Origin of the sequence: Streptomyces sp. 4N124, assembly GCF_052245395.1 — a bacterium.
Lineage (GTDB): Bacteria > Actinomycetota > Actinomycetes > Streptomycetales > Streptomycetaceae > Streptomyces.
Window position 1 is genome coordinate 1 of the sequence record NZ_JBQQBS010000114.1, and the last position, 13,510, is coordinate 13,510.

Annotated in this window: 16 protein-coding genes, 1 tRNA gene and 1 pseudogene; 3 read left to right on the forward strand and 15 right to left on the reverse strand. The window is 68.5% G+C overall.

From position 1 onward, the window contains the following. Positions 1 to 39 precede the first annotated feature (39 nt). Both ACTWQO_RS47695 and ACTWQO_RS47700 read right to left on the reverse strand, forming a co-directional pair. Positions 40 to 417, reverse strand: coding sequence for a hypothetical protein (locus tag ACTWQO_RS47695; RefSeq protein ID WP_443243670.1), 378 nt, complete (start codon positions 415 to 417; stop codon positions 40 to 42). A gap of 82 nt (positions 418 to 499) precedes the next feature. Continuing rightward, entirely contained in the window at positions 500 to 1,972 is a 1,473-nt protein-coding gene (locus tag ACTWQO_RS47700) for a ParB/RepB/Spo0J family partition protein (protein WP_443243671.1), read from the reverse strand. A gap of 159 nt (positions 1,973 to 2,131) precedes the next feature. Here ACTWQO_RS47700 and ACTWQO_RS47705 point away from each other — a divergent pair. Further along, a pseudogene (locus ACTWQO_RS47705) lies at positions 2,132 to 2,380 on the forward strand (ATP-binding protein); the annotation flags it as partial. An 8-nt stretch (positions 2,381 to 2,388) separates the two neighbouring features. On the opposite strand, the gene ACTWQO_RS47710 reads toward ACTWQO_RS47705, so the two are convergent. Further along, entirely contained in the window at positions 2,389 to 3,024 is a 636-nt protein-coding gene (locus tag ACTWQO_RS47710; protein WP_443243672.1) for a maleylpyruvate isomerase N-terminal domain-containing protein, read from the reverse strand. A 263-nt stretch (positions 3,025 to 3,287) separates the two neighbouring features. Here ACTWQO_RS47710 and ACTWQO_RS47715 point away from each other — a divergent pair, with 263 nt between their 5' ends. Continuing rightward, positions 3,288 to 3,683, forward strand: a complete 396-nt coding sequence (locus ACTWQO_RS47715) for a hypothetical protein (protein ID WP_443243673.1) — start codon at positions 3,288 to 3,290, stop codon at positions 3,681 to 3,683. Positions 3,684 to 4,349: 666 nt separating this feature from the next. Further along, entirely contained in the window at positions 4,350 to 4,811 is a 462-nt protein-coding gene (locus tag ACTWQO_RS47720) for a peptidoglycan-binding domain-containing protein (protein WP_443243674.1), read from the forward strand. Between the two features lie 76 nt (positions 4,812 to 4,887). Here the strand turns inward: ACTWQO_RS47720 and ACTWQO_RS47725 are convergent, their stop codons facing one another. From ACTWQO_RS47725 to ACTWQO_RS47780, 12 genes are all read right to left on the reverse strand, one after another. Further along, positions 4,888 to 5,127, reverse strand: coding sequence for a hypothetical protein (locus ACTWQO_RS47725; RefSeq protein WP_443243675.1), 240 nt, complete (start codon positions 5,125 to 5,127; stop codon positions 4,888 to 4,890). A gap of 61 nt (positions 5,128 to 5,188) precedes the next feature. Continuing rightward, complete coding sequence (locus ACTWQO_RS47730) at positions 5,189 to 5,533, reverse strand: hypothetical protein (protein ID WP_443243676.1); 345 nt, start codon at positions 5,531 to 5,533, stop codon at positions 5,189 to 5,191. Between the two features lie 78 nt (positions 5,534 to 5,611). Then, positions 5,612 to 6,478: a hypothetical protein gene (locus tag ACTWQO_RS47735; protein ID WP_443243685.1), complete on the reverse strand. Its 867-nt coding sequence runs from the start codon at positions 6,476 to 6,478 to the stop codon at positions 5,612 to 5,614. 385 nt (positions 6,479 to 6,863) lie between these two features. Then, entirely contained in the window at positions 6,864 to 7,271 is a 408-nt protein-coding gene (locus ACTWQO_RS47740) for a hypothetical protein (RefSeq protein WP_443243677.1), read from the reverse strand. A gap of 672 nt (positions 7,272 to 7,943) precedes the next feature. Continuing rightward, on the reverse strand, positions 7,944 to 8,417 hold the full coding sequence (locus ACTWQO_RS47745) for a hypothetical protein (protein ID WP_443243678.1): 474 nt from the start codon (positions 8,415 to 8,417) through the stop codon (positions 7,944 to 7,946). Beyond that, the gene (locus ACTWQO_RS47750; RefSeq protein ID WP_443243679.1) at positions 8,410 to 8,901 is read right to left on the reverse strand and encodes a hypothetical protein; all 492 of its coding nucleotides are present in this window, start codon (positions 8,899 to 8,901) and stop codon (positions 8,410 to 8,412) included. The genes ACTWQO_RS47745 and ACTWQO_RS47750 overlap by 8 nt, the downstream gene beginning before the upstream one ends. 262 nt (positions 8,902 to 9,163) lie before the next feature. Beyond that, positions 9,164 to 9,238, reverse strand: a tRNA-Ile gene (locus ACTWQO_RS47755). A 105-nt stretch (positions 9,239 to 9,343) separates the two neighbouring features. Then, positions 9,344 to 10,549, reverse strand: coding sequence for a DUF932 domain-containing protein (locus tag ACTWQO_RS47760; protein WP_443243680.1), 1,206 nt, complete (start codon positions 10,547 to 10,549; stop codon positions 9,344 to 9,346). A gap of 496 nt (positions 10,550 to 11,045) precedes the next feature. Continuing rightward, complete coding sequence (locus ACTWQO_RS47765) at positions 11,046 to 11,624, reverse strand: hypothetical protein (RefSeq protein ID WP_443243681.1); 579 nt, start codon at positions 11,622 to 11,624, stop codon at positions 11,046 to 11,048. Between the two features lie 118 nt (positions 11,625 to 11,742). Then, positions 11,743 to 12,291 carry a hypothetical protein gene (locus ACTWQO_RS47770; protein ID WP_443243682.1) on the reverse strand — a complete coding sequence of 183 codons (549 nt, stop codon included), beginning with the start codon at positions 12,289 to 12,291 and terminating at the stop codon, positions 11,743 to 11,745. A gap of 66 nt (positions 12,292 to 12,357) precedes the next feature. Next, positions 12,358 to 12,729: a hypothetical protein gene (locus ACTWQO_RS47775; protein ID WP_443243683.1), complete on the reverse strand. Its 372-nt coding sequence runs from the start codon at positions 12,727 to 12,729 to the stop codon at positions 12,358 to 12,360. A gap of 495 nt (positions 12,730 to 13,224) precedes the next feature. Next, positions 13,225 to 13,510 (reverse strand): hypothetical protein (locus tag ACTWQO_RS47780; RefSeq protein WP_443243684.1); only part of this gene is annotated, 286 nt, incomplete at its 5' end.

Below are 13,510 nucleotides of genomic sequence, written 5' to 3' on the forward strand. Positions count from 1 at the left end.
TACCCCCTTGTTAGTGGGTTCACCCCCCCCCGGGCCCGGTCAGTCGTCCTCGATCTCGTCCAGGCAGGCGACGGGGACACCGCTGCCCGGGAGCCGGAAGCGCTTCGTGTCCGCGGGGATGCGGTACTTGGTGTTGCGCGGGTCGCGGCGCAGGATGCGGGTGGACTCCTCGTCCAGCAGGAAGCCCGCGCGGCTGCCGGTGCGGTTGCGCTCCTGCACGGTGCCGGTGAGGCCGCGCAGCAGGGCCGGGCGCAGCGAGTCGTTGATGCGGGCCCGGCGTCCGGCCACGATGCCCGCGAACGCTTCCTTGTCGATCGTGTGGAGCCGCCGTGCGGAGGCCTCCTGGACCTTCGCGACCTTGATTGCGTCCGGCAACTGGCCGATGAAGTCGAGGACTTCTTCCATGGTGGTGGGCATGCTGGTTCGCCTCTCTGTGACGCGGGGGTGGGCAACTGGCCGGGCACGGAGGTGCCCGGCCGGGGATTGGGGGAGGTGCTGGTCAGGCGGCGGTGTCGGGCCGGTGGCGGGTGACCGCCTGGCTCTCGACCTCGGACAGCTGGTAGCTGCCGTTGTCGGCCTGGCCGAGCGCTTCGAGCAGCAGCAGGTACCGGGCCTGCCACGCGGAGAGGTGCGACCACGTCTTCGGCTCGCGGATGCCGTACTCGCACGCCCCGGCGACGTGCGCGAACAGCGCGTTCACGACGCGCGCTTTGGGCAGCTGCGCCGCCGTTTCCGTCGGGTCTGCGTTCTCGGGCTTCTTCAGCCCCAGGAAGCGTGCGACCGTCTCGAACTCCCTCTTTTCCGTCCAGGAGCTGTAGAAGTGGGGGAGGGTGAGCAGAATCTCCTGCGCGAAGAGGCGGGCCGCATCCGGCAGGGTCTTCATACGCACGAGCCGGGTCACGAACTCCTGGCGCGGCCCGGCGGCGGCCTTCCACGCCCGGTTGCAGGCGATGACCTTGCGCCGCTCCGCCGCCGCCTGCTCGTCCGCCTCGGTCCGGGGCTTCTTGGGCTTCGGGCGGACCTTGTGGCCGTACTCGGCCGGATTGGCGCAGTGCCACACCGGCAGGTTTTCCAGGTCGAGCCGGGCGCTGTGGCCGGGACAGTTGCGGTGGTTGTCCTCGGTGAGTGGGTTGCCCAGACCGGTGGTGAGTTCCGTCAAGGGGCAGGACGGGTCCTTCTCGTAGGAGGGAACCGGGCCCAGCAGCGGGATGTTCGCCGCCTTCAGCGCCTCCTCGGCCTTGGCGCGGTTCTCGGCGTCGGCCTGCTCGGCGCGCAGCAGGGCCATTTCCTGGTCCCAGTGGCCGCGCCCGCCGTTGCCCTCGTCGTGGTCGCGCTGGAGGGCCCGCATCAGCCGGTTCTCCGCGCTGCGTACGTCCGCGACCTCGGCGAGCTGGGCGGTCTGTTCCAGGTCCATGCCTCCGGCCGCTGCGCGGCGAAGGGTGGCGTCGTCGAGCTGCTGCGCCGACTTGGCCTGCTTGGCCGCGTTGCGGCCGACACCCAGCGCCTTGGCGGCCTGGCGCCGCTCGACGTCGCTCATCTCGATCAGGGACAGCTCCTGCGACTTCAGGATGTCGCGCTCGCTCATCCCCTCGCGGTGCGTGTTCTCGACCAGGGACAGGAACCGGGTCCAGCCGTCGCGGCCGACCAGGTCTTCCCGCACGTGCGCCTTGATCTTGCGTGCCGGGCGGCCGTCCTCCTCGGCGGTGGCATTGGCGAGCTGCGCCGCCTGTGCGCGCCGCCAGCCCTTGAAGGCGCCGTAGGTGCCGTCCGGCCGGGGCCGGACGCTGATGGCTTCCTCGACGCCGATCTCCCTGACGGAGCTGATCAGCTCCTTGTCCGGTTCGGTGTTGGTCTCGCGGGCGTTGCACTCGTCACGCACCACCAGCGCCGGGTCGAGGTAGACGATCTGCGGCGCGTCCTCCTCTTCGTGCGTGCCGGGTTTGGTGGGCGGGGTCGAGACGGCGGTGGCCATAGGGCTCTCCTTCTCCTTGCCTGCTCGGCGAATTGGGGCGGGTGAGGGTGTTGTTGCCTTCTCGCTTGAAATGGAATAATAGTGTGTTTCAGGGGTAGGTGAACCCACCCCTGACCTGCGGGTTTACGGCCAGTCGAACCGTCATCTGTGACGTTCTGTGGCTACATGGAGCTCGACCGGCGCGGGGCCGAGCTGTTGTTCCAGGTTTTGACCGAGCGGGAGGAGAAGAACAGTGTCGCGATCGCCTCGAACGAGTCGTTCGGGTGGACGAAGACGTTCACGGACCCGCGGCTTTGCGCGGGCATCGTCGACCGGCTCACGTTCAACGGGGCCATCATCCAGACTGGCACGGAGTCCTATCGCCTGGCCCACACCAAAGCTCAGGCCGAGCAGGTTGACGTCAGTTGAAGCACCGTTCAGAACACGTTGATCGCAGCGGGTGCCCGCTCCACGCGTGTCAACGCTCGCAGCAAGGCTGCCTGGCCATGCCGTCGGGCGGAAAGCTCAGTCAACAGTGCGACCACGGGCGCGAAAGCGGCACGGGGAAGCTCTGCCGCACGGCCGCCCACGCTGACTGCCAAGTCGTCCATGTGCACGGCCAGTTCCACCATCCGTGTCACAAGGAAGTCATCGAGGGTCAGTGCCCACCCCGTTTGCGGCATGAAGACGACGCGGTCCCCGCGCAGTTGCGCGAGACCGGTTCGTTGCTCGTCGAGTGCGGCACGGGCACGCTCCCGCAACGGCTGCACCCCCTCGGACGAGATGCCTTCGCCCTTCGCCCGGATGCCAGAGTTGACCTCCCCGTCAAGCGGAGCGTCGATCCACACGGCACGTGAATAGTGGTCCAGCAAAGAGATCGGATCGCGCTCGGACTCAGGTTCCTGAAGCACGGGAGCCACGCTGAAGATCTGGTAGGTGAGGTGGCCGGCCAGGCCACCGACAGTCCACTCCGCCAACGCGCTGGGCTTCCCCCACAAGGCGGCCACTTCCGGCGCGTCCAGGAAGGTCACGGCCTGCGCCGCGGTCTCCAAGTAGGCGTTCTTCAGACTCACGAGCCCCCCATGATCCGGTGTCTTCAGATTACGCAGTGCCGCTGGGAGCTCGCAGCCCTATGCCGCACGGCAATCAGCCCAACCATCCATGTCCGGGACAGCGGGCCGAGCGACATCAAAACTCGTCGATGTTGATCAAGCAGACGCCCTCTGAGTGGCTCCCGAAGCCATCGACAAACGACTCCCGTTGAACAGACGTAGCCACCCGGGCGACAGATGAGTTCGAGCGGTTGATGGGCTTGCGCCGATCCACACGCGAGCTGGTGATGCTGCTGGACAGGGCCCGGGATGCCTCGGTCAGTGGCGTGCGGGTGGACATCGATGAGCTGTGGCGGGAGCTGAGCGGCGTACTGAAGGATGTGCGTGGCGCAGCAGATCGGTGCGAGGTGCACGGCCTGCGGTTCGTGCATCACCCCAGCAGCAGGGATTTCCGGGATGCGACGCCCGAGACTATGGCCCTACACCGTTTGGTTGTTGGGGCGCAGCGCGCGGTGGGCCTGCTTGCGGAACTGCAGCCATGGGCCACCAATCGCGAGCAGATGCTCTCCTCCGGCCGGGTGGAAGCAACATACAGGGAGGCGGAGGACGCTCGGCGGTCGTTACTCGGTGTGCTGTGGGAGCGCATGGAGAGCCTGCAGGAGAGGGCGGCGGCTCGGTGACTCAGGCGCGCGAACGGGCTCAGCGGTCCTGCCTGTGTCGGGCACCCGGCGTCGGGACTTAACGCCGCGAACATCACCAGACGCCAAGCCAACATGGCCGGCCCCGGTCCCTATTGCGGCCAGCGGAGCCCGGCGCCACCCACCCGCCAGTCACGGAAGGTCACAGATCGCCGGTCCTGACACAGCTTCTTCTGAACTTGTTCCTTAGCGTCGTTCGTCACGTTCGGTGATGCTCGTGGGCGTTTGACACTCCGTCACACCTATCCCCGGCACCCTGCACTATCCGATGCACCGCGCTGACCAGCGAAGCAAGGTTTTCGCAAGGCTCCTGCTCACCTCCATGCCACAGCATATGAAGGACGGGCCCGTGCACAGAGGCGAGTTACGTGCCCGGCCCCTGTCTTGGCTGGCCCTCGACGGCGAGGGAGGAGAGTTCAGGGAGCGGCCAGAGGGCGCCGGAGCACGGCGTTCGATGTTGCCGCGGAGTCAGACCCCGAATGCTCCGCAGTACCTGAGCCGCCATCAAAACGTAGCCGGAGCCGGGTAGGAGCACGAACCACCTCGCGAGGAACGACACGAGCACGAAGCACAGGCAGGGACCGGTTCATCGTCGTGATCGGGGACCAAGGCACAGCTATCACCAGCTCAGAAGAATGAGGGAATCGAATGAGAGTTGTAACGAGGGCACTTGTCAGCATCACTGCCGTCGCCGGGATCCTCGCCGGGAGTCTGGCGGGTGCGAGCGCGAGCTTCGCGGCCACCGAGACGGACTCGAAGCCGGCGGCGAGCGCCAAGGCTGTCAGCCCGCTCGCGGTGAACAACCTCGGTCTGAGCACCACGCAAGCCAGGTACGTCCAGTGCTGGCTGATGGAGAGTGGGGCGGGCTACCCCGGCCCGCTCGACGGCCTGCTGGGCACCGAAAGCTGGAAGGCGTTCCAGCGTTACCTCATGCAGGACTGGCAGTACCCCGGCCCCATTGACGGAGACCCCGGGCCCAACACCAAAATGGCGCTGCAGCGCATGCTGATGGAGTGGTACGACTACCCGGGCCCGATCGACGGAAAATGGGGACCCAATTCCGAAGCCGCCTTCAAGAGGTTTGCCGATCTCCAGGCCCCTTGGTGCTGAGCGAGTCGCCGTCTAAGCCGGTGCCGCCTTGATGAGGGCGGGAGGCTGCTGCGGCGGAGGCCGGCCGGGACGGCGGTCAGCCGATGGGCAGCGGCTTGTAGGCGGAGAAGACGTAGTGGCCCAGCTCCCGCAACATGTCGGCGGTGTCGTCCACAGCCGCGGGGCCGCAGCCGGACGGGCGGGTGTACGCCTCGATCTCGCTGTTCCAGGTGAACCCCTGGTCGGCGAGGGAGTGTTCGGTGGCGGGTGTGAGGTCGTCGGAGGACTGCGGGGCGGCGACGAGTCCGTGAGCGGGGTCGGGTACGACGAGGAACACCAAGCCTCCTTCCGTGTGGGCCGCCCTGCCGGGGCGGCCCACGGACAGGCCGGACGGGTGGTCAGTGGGCGACGGTGACGGTGTAGTCGGCTTCCAGGACGGCGAGGGCGGCGCGGATGGATGCGCGGGTCTCCGGGCTCGGCACCGAGTAGGGGAAGTCCAGGGCGCGCACGGCGTCGTCCAGGTCGTCGTCGGTCATCGGGAGCGTGTATCCGCTGCGGTAGAGGGAGACGGCGGTCACGGCGGCGACGCGGACGCGGTTGTAGGCGATCGCTTCCTCGGCGGTGACGTCGGTGCCGAGCGCCTCGCGCGCGGTGGGCGGTAGTGCCGCGATCCCGGCGGTGAACCGGCGGGCGGGGATGTGCAGACCTGCCGGTCGCAGGGCGCGGCGCAGCGTTCGAAGCATGGCAACTCCTGGGGCTGGGACGGAGGGAGGCCGTCGCGCTGGCGCGCGGGACGTCGGCGGGCGACGGCCTGGGATCGTTCAGTGGTGGTGTCCCGGCGGCGGGCTGTCCGGTCCGAGGTCGGGCGGCACGCAGTAGTCGACGCCCGATTCCGGGGAGATCAGATCGCCGGAGTCGATGTCGGTGCAGTAGGCGTCGAAGACTTCTCCGGCCGTGAGGGCTTCGAGTTCTCCCGCCCGCAGCCGCCAGCCGTAGACGCGGTCCGTGATGCTCGGAGCGCTGGTCCGCATGACGAGTCCGCCGGGCAGGGCCGCAAGGCCGAGGGCGAGGACCGTGGTGAATTCCAGGGCTTCGGCGTCGTCGAGTTGGGTAGCACCATCGGCGTCCGTGTCCGCGTGCAGGACGGAAACCAGTGTTTCCGGCGTTGCCGAGACGCTGCACACCAGGTGCTGATGGCCCGGGTCGGCCGTGTCGAGGATGCGCACGAGGAGGCTGGAGGCGCGGGTGAAGGTCGCGCGGCCGATGTCCTCGCCGCAACCGGCGCAGGCGCCGAGGCGGGCCAGGAGCGTGGATGCGTACTCCCAGGTGGCCGTGCGGACAGCTTCGTCGATCAGAGCCGGGACGAGGTCGGACAGGGGCTCGCCGTCGTACGGGATGGTCGGGCCCGTGGTGGCGATCTCGGCGGTGAAGCGGGTGCGGCTGGACGGGCTGTCGGGGTTGAGGCCGGTGTCGGCGCAGAAGTCGGCGTACTCCTCGGGGTCGAAGAGGGCGAGCATGGTGTGAGTGCCCTGCGAGGCACGGGCCCTGAGAAGGTCTTCAACCCCTGTCAGGTAGGTCGTGTAATCGTCGAAGGCGAAGCTGCGGTAGTGCCGCATGGCGCGGAAGTCCTGCTCGTCGGTGAGCAGGCCGATGGTGCCGGAGATTTCGCGGCGCAGTATGCGGCGCATGGTGTGGTGGTCGGTCCGCGCCGCGTTTCCTTCCGTGCGCGACCGTTCGGCGCCGGGCTCGCCCTGGCGGCGCTCGAAGGGCCGGGGTGTGTGGGTCACGTGCGCGCCTTTCTCGTGGGGGAGTTGAGGGGTTTCGCCCCTGCCCTGCTGAGTGGCAGGAGCGGTCCACTCGTGCTGGCCGGTCGTCGGGGTCATGCGGCGGAGGCGGGTGGCCGTCCCTGTGGTGACGGTGGGCCCTCGCCCTCGCATATTTAATAATAGTGTCTTTCGATGTGGTGTGAACCCGCCCATGACCAGGGCTTTCCCCTGAATGCCAGGGGGCGTTGACCAGGGCCGGGCGGCGGCCGTGCGGGCGCCTGCGCTGCTGGACGCGCAGGGAGTCGGCTTACTCCTGGGCGCGGCGGGCGCGCTCGTGCTCCTCGGCGGCCGCGTCGACGCAGTAGGGCGCCCACCACTGCAACCTCCTGATCTTCTGGGGCAGTGAGTCGGGACGGTCGGCCAGCATCAGCAGCAGGACCGGGTGCGGGGAGAGGGCGAGCCACCGTGCGGCGGTCCGCGCGGGGAGCGCGGTACGGGCTTCGCGTTCTAGGCGGACGGCTTCGGCCTGGTGGTAGGAGGCGGACCAGGTGAGGAAGCGCAGCAGGCCGGGGGTGTCGCGCCGCCGTGACGTCGCCAGGATCGCGGGCAGATCGGCGCGCTGCGCGACGTGCTCGGCGCACCCGCGCAGGGCGGTGAGTACTACTTCCGTCTTCTCCGGCGGCGGGTGATCGGCAGCGGACAGCAGCGGATGCACCGAGACCTGAGGGCGGTCGGTGTTGTCGCGGTAGAGGGTCAGACTGCCCGGTAGCCGGTGCGGCTGCGGGCCAGCCGCGGGAGAGCATGGTCGGGGCAGTGGTCTGGAAGGCATTCACGGGGCCGAGACAGGCGCGTACGGCGGTGAACTGGTCCCGGCGGCGGGGTGGGTGGTGTCGGTGACGTGCACGCTGCCGCGCATCGCCCCGCTTGAACACGACGGCGTCGGCCTGGCGGGCGCCGGCGGTGGCGCGCACGGGGCCGGCGGGCGTGTCGATGGTCAGGCTCGGGCTGGTCATGGGCTGCGACTCTTCGGTACTCGACTGGGTGGGCTGAGGGCCTGCCGCCCCGCGCTCACTGAAGGGGAGGGTGCGGGCGTCGGGGCGGCAGTCGGCCGGCGGCGCGCTGGCGGGGGCGGCCGTCCACGCCCCTGTACCGGTGAGGGGGGGCGTGGACGGTGTCTGCGGGGGTCTACTCCTGCGGCTGCTTGTGTCGGCCAAGGTTGCCCCGGTCGGTCAGGCTGGTACGGCGGCCACAGGGGCAGTCCGCGTAGCGGCGGCCGTGCATCTTGATGAACTCCCGCCGAGTGCGTGGCCGTTGACTTGCCCGGTCGTTTCGGGGACCGGCTCGGCATTGGTGCAGTGGCCGTCCGGCGTGGTGGCGGGCTTGTCGCTCATGAGCGCTCCTCGGTGGGCCCGTGGGGGTGGTGCAGTTCGGGGGCATGGCAGACCGCCACGGGCGGTGCGGGGTCGTCTGCGGAGCAGGAAGTGACTGCTTCGTGGAGTTCGTGGGTGTCCATGGGGTGCAGCCATCCGGCCCGTACGTCCCAGCCGCACGCGCGTAGGCCAGCGTCGGCGGTCGTGGCGACGAGGGCGGCGTCACGGACGCTGTTGTCCAGGGCGAACGTCAGCAGCATGAAGAACTGCACGAACTCCTCATCGGAGTGATCCACGCGCAATGATCCCGGCTCGACGGAGACGTACAGGTCAGCGCTCACTTCCGTGCCGTCCGTATGGTCGGCCGTGATGTTGAGTTCGTGACTCCCCTCTCCGAGGGCCGGGAGTAACGCGGTCAGTGCGTGTAGGGCGCGGCCCACGGCGGACGCCGTGGCGGCGTCGTAGGGCTGTGGAAGCTCGGGCTCAGGCATGCGGGTCCTCCTTGTCTGCGTCGGGCAACTGGGGGAGAGCGGGGGCGGGGTAGACCTCGCGCAGGACGGCGGAGACGTGGGGGCACGGAATGACGGCGGCCTGGAGCTCGGCCGTGTCCATGGGGTGAAGCCACCCGTCGTCACGTACGGTCCAGCCGTACGCACGGAGGCTGGGCTCGGCGGCCGTGGTGGCGACCAGGACGGCGCTGCGCATGGTGCTGCCCTCCAGCGCGAACACCAGCAGCGCGCGCAGGGCGCAGAACTCGTCTTCGTCCAGTACCGCAAGTCGGATCGGTTCGGTGCCGAGGGAGAGATCGGTTCGGCCCGTGACGAACGTGTCGTCGGTTCGCTCGGCCACGAGGCTGAGCGTGTGTTCACCGTCTCCGAGTGCCTGGACCACGGCGGTAAGGGCGGTGAGGGTGCGGCTCATGGCGGCCGCGATGGCGTCGTCTCCGGGGTGGGTGAGTTCCGGGCGTGCAGGCATGAGGGCTCCTTGCGGGACGGGGCGGTGGGCAGTGGAGGCCGGCCGCCCTGCCCCCTCTGGGCGCAGCGGGTGTCTTGTTGGCGCGCGGTCTGCTCCGCCGACGTGTCGCGCTGCCGCTACGCGGCAGGGTCGGGGCGAGCGCGCTCCGCGCTCTGGGACGTTCGGGCCCGTGCGGACCGGGCTCGGGGAAGTTCCCGGCCCGCACGGGGGTCTGTCGGCCGCTCGCGGCGGTGGCTTCCAGTGGTGTGGAACGGCGTTGGCGTGGTGCTGGTGGGACTCGAACCCAACGACCTCAGGACTTATAAGATCCGCGCTCTGCCAACTGAGCTACAGCACCTCGGTGTTCGGTTGTGCGGGCCGCGCCCCGTGGTTCCGGGCGAGCGGGGCGCGGCCCTGGGTGGCGGCGGGGCTGGGGGAGCTGCCCGGCCGCCGGTCTCGGGGCTCAGCGGTTGCGGAACTGGAGCAGGCGCCGGTGGGCCTTGCTCTTGATCTCGTCGTCGGCGCCTTCGAGCACGGCCGTGGCGCGTGCGATTTCCTCGGTCATGGACTGCGGCGGGCGCCGGGGGGTGACGTGGTCGAGGTAGCCGGTGATGGCTCGCTCGGCGGCGTATGCGGTCCGTCCGACGCGTTCGCTCTCGGTGCGGAACACGTCGTTGAGGGCTCCGAGCCGGGCGGCGTGATTGGTCCGCTTCCGGTTGGACGCGTCGTCGTCGAGGGGCCACAGGTCGGCGATCACCTGGTGGAAATCGGCGATGGCGATGTCGGTGCGGGCCAGCGCGGTTTCCTCGTCGGCGAACCTCTCGAAGTACTGGGAGGCGAGTCCCAGGGTGCGGCGGGCTTCCTTGATCTGGCTGGTGGCTCCGGCGGTGTGCCGGATGGCCCAGCGGGTGACGGCATCACGGACGGCGAACCGCTCAGTGTTGGCGCAGACGGGGCGCCACGGGGTGACGACGCACTGGAACTGGCCGTTGCCGGAGTGGTCGTTCATCACGGCGACGTATGGCACTACGACGTCGTCGATGCCGTCGGCGTCCACGGTGACGGTCTCCGGGAGGCGGATGGAGATGAACACGCGCTTCCCGCCGCGCAGGAGTCCGGCGGACTCCCACACCACGTCATAGCGGCCCACCAGTTCCTGGATGAACTCGAATCCGGCCCGGTTCTGGATCGGGGTGTAGCGGGAGCCGACGGCTCCGAGGGCGGCGCCGGTGTCGGTGCGGACGGTGTGCCGCTGGTCGCGGTGCTCGCGCGTCTGGCCCTGCCACTCGTACAGGGCGGGCACCGTGGTGACCTCGAAGTCAAGCCCGGACAGGCCGAGTACCTCGTCGATGTCCGCGGTGCCACCGGGGATGATCTGGCCAAGGCCGTGCCAGGCCGGTGACGACGCGTACAGGGCGATGCGGCCGTCGGCTCGCTCGTCGAGACCGTGGTTGGCGATGATCTGCTCGATCTGCCCCTCGGCGTTGCGGGAGACGGTGAACGTCTCGCCCCGGTCCCAGCCGGTGAGGACCTCGTACCGGTCGGCACCGATCAGGCGGACCTCGCCCCGGTCCACGCGGGCCTGGAAGGCACGCCCCCGTTCGCGGGCGGCCTCGATCTGGGCGGACTTCTCAGCGGCGAACGCGGTGTTGACGTCGATGATGCTCACGGTTCCCCTTCGGTGTTGGCTTCTGCGGGTTCGAGGGAGGGGCCACCACCCCCGAACAAATTCAATAATAGTGTTTATTGGCGACGAGTGAACCCACCCCCTGACCTGCACACTCAGTGCCACGGGCGGTGGGCGGGCAACGGCGTCAGGCTTGCCCGCCGTACGGCGGGCGCGAGGATCGTGTCGACCAAGGCATACCGTGATGCTGCGTCAGGGTGCCGTGACAGGCGAGAGCTGCGCTGCCCTCCGGGGGCGGTGGACTCGTCCGCCGGCCGGGCTGGGCGCAGGCGGAAAAGGGCGGTGAGTTTCGGCTGCTCTGGATGTCCGGGCGCTACGGTGCGCGCCCCCGGAGCCCGGCTGTTTGACGTGCGCCCCGCTGCCCCCGCACACGCCGTTGGCACGTGCGGGGGCAGCGAGTCATCGCGCCGAAGAGTCGTGCCGGGTGGCCGCGCCCTGCCGAGGAGTGGAAGCAGGGCGCGGCGGCTCAGCGCTGGCGTTACCGCGTGGGGCTGGGCGCAGCCGTCAGGGCTTCCTGGATCAGGGCGTCCAGGGCTTTGCCGATGCGCCGCTGGGCGCTCGGGTCCATGCGGCAGCAGGCTTCCTGGTCGATCCGTTCGAAGACAGCCTTCCTGGCCGGGCTCGGGGGGTTGATGCCGGGCATGACTCCGGCATCGATGGCCTGCTGCCTGAAGTCGTTCCAGACGTTGCACCAGTCGTTCGTGTCTGCCAGATCATCAAGTTCATCGACCGTGGCAGGGAGGGCGGCAAGGACGCACTGAGCCTGTTCGCGGTAGTCGGCGCAGTTCTCGGCGATCCACTTCACCAGCGGATCAGCGGAAGCCTTGAGGGCTCCCCAGGCGGCCGCCTGGACGTCTGCGCACGTGGCGTACGCCTTGTTGACCTCCTCGTTGAAGGCGCGGGCCTGGCGCGCCTCTTCCTCGCCGTAGCCGTACCGCCTCGGGTACTTCTCCTCTGCCGCACCCACGGCCGCGTTCCGAACTGCGGTGGCCGCCTCAACGCTCTCGACGTACTTCTGTGCCTCCGGCAGCATCTGCCGGGCTCCCTGCTCTGCCACTGTCGCTTCCCCTTCGCCGTTGGCTTCTGCGGGTTCGGGGGGCGGGGCCATCGCCCCCCGAACAATTTCAATAATAGTGTCTTTCAGGGGTGGGTAAACCCACCCCTGACCTGCACACTCAGAACGCGCGGTGCACGGAGAGCGGCGTCAGACTCCGCAGCCGCACATTCGAGATCACCACCGCGTGCGCGCTATTGCGCAGCTCGCTCAGGTCGTAGCGCAGCTCGACGCCGCCGAACGAGTCGGCGTGCGCGTGAATGGCGCTCACCCAGTAGGCACCGTGACGCTGCGTCACACTGCCGTGATACCTGACCTTCTGCCACAGCGTCAGTCCACCGTGCCCGCCCAGATTCCGCGCAACAGCCACGTGCAACGCATCATTTGCCCACGCGGACGTCAGCCGGACAAAGGCACGCGCGACCGTAGTGTGGTCGACCGGAACATCAGTCATGGCCGGGCCGGTGTGGCCGGTGCGCACGCCCATCGCCCAACCCAGCTCGAAGAACGGCCGGACCGTCTCCAACTGCTCGTGTGACACCCTCAGGGCGTCCGGGTCGCTCTCGCTGCGGGCCAACTCCCACAGCGCGTAACCGGCCTGTTCCTTCTCCGCGTCCGTGAGCGGCTCTCCGGTTTCCTCGGCCTGCCCTGCAATCCACGTGTTCTCCATGGCTTCCCTCTCCTTTCGGTGATGCCGGGGGAGGGTGCGCCCCGGGCAGGGTGCACCCGGGGCGGATTACTTCAGGAACCCGCGCGAACTGAGGAACTCGGCCGTGATGTGCGCGACTCCACGAGGCTTGTAGATCTGCGGGAATCGCCGCATCTCAACCTCGGTGCGCCCGTACTCGTCCGGCTCGTTGAATTCGTGCACGAGCCGGTAAGGGCCGTCACCCGTCGGCATTTCCAGCACAACCGGACCGACGTTGGTGTCAAAGCGAATTCCGGTGTAATTCGCGTCAGCGTTGTGCACGATCTTCGCTCCCGCGCGCTGGCACAGCAGGGGCAGGAAGTTCGCGACTGTGCGGGCCTGGATTGCGAGTCCGTTCATGGGTGCGTTCTTGCCTCCGCGTACCCGTCGGACGATTCCGTCAGAGATCTGGATCTCCACGTCTTCCCCTTCGTTGGTCTCTTGCGGTTCCCGGGGGCCGCCTCCCCCAGGACTTCAAATAATAGTGTTTGTCTTCGCTGTAGGGAACCCTGTTGCGCTGCGGGTTGCGCTAGATGTTGCGCCATGGTGTTGCGGTAGAGGTTGCGCTGGGCGTTGCGCGGGCTGGTGGCCGGCTTCCGCGTCGCCCCAGGTCACCCCAACAACCAAGCGTGGTACGGCTGCTGACATCCCCTCTGCTGCCGCTGCTTCCTGCCGAGTAGAGAAGTGAAGGGGGGTGGGGGCGGGTGTGGTCGGCGCGGCGGCTTCGGGGATCGGGCGCGGCTGGTGTGCGGTGTGGCGCGTCGGCCTGGGGCCGTCGCGCGGGGTGGGGGAGGGCTGGCCTCGATGCTGCCGGAGGCAGCCCCAACCCTCCATCCGCACACGGGCAATCGGGGCCCCGGAGGGGCCCTGCCCGTCCCTGGTATTCCGTGATTTACTTTTCTCACGGAATACCAGTCAAATGCCTTTGCTTCTAAGGGAATCGGAGATTCCTTTAAAACCCGCCCAGCTAAAGGTATATGACGAACCGTCATCTAAAACCCCAACACCCCACCCACAAAACAATACAAGCACCCAATAGTTTGTGTCGGAGGCACAAACCCCCTTTCCCGCTCTTTTCCGTGCCGGAGGCACGCCGTTATGGAAATGGCCGGAGGCCAATTTCCATAACACCCGCCGGAGGCGGGGCAATTCGCGCAGGGACGCGCGAAACAAGCGCAGCGAGTATTCGGCTGCCGGAGGC

Bases quoted from the DNA above. Each gene is read 5' to 3' on its own strand.
- ACTWQO_RS47695 (WP_443243670.1), bottom strand. From the start codon at position 417: ATGCCCACCACCATGGAAGAAGTCCTCGACTTCATCGGCCAGTTGCCG.
- ACTWQO_RS47700 (WP_443243671.1), bottom strand. From the start codon at position 1,972: ATGGCCACCGCCGTCTCGACCCCGCCCACCAAACCCGGCACGCACGAA.
- ACTWQO_RS47720 (WP_443243674.1), top strand. From the start codon at position 4,350: ATGAGAGTTGTAACGAGGGCACTTGTCAGCATCACTGCCGTCGCCGGG.
- ACTWQO_RS47730 (WP_443243676.1), bottom strand. From the start codon at position 5,533: ATGCTTCGAACGCTGCGCCGCGCCCTGCGACCGGCAGGTCTGCACATC.
- ACTWQO_RS47735 (WP_443243685.1), bottom strand. From the start codon at position 6,478: ATGCGCCGCATACTGCGCCGCGAAATCTCCGGCACCATCGGCCTGCTC.
- ACTWQO_RS47745 (WP_443243678.1), bottom strand. From the start codon at position 8,417: ATGCCTGAGCCCGAGCTTCCACAGCCCTACGACGCCGCCACGGCGTCC.
- ACTWQO_RS47750 (WP_443243679.1), bottom strand. From the start codon at position 8,901: ATGCCTGCACGCCCGGAACTCACCCACCCCGGAGACGACGCCATCGCG.
- ACTWQO_RS47770 (WP_443243682.1), bottom strand. From the start codon at position 12,291: ATGGAGAACACGTGGATTGCAGGGCAGGCCGAGGAAACCGGAGAGCCG.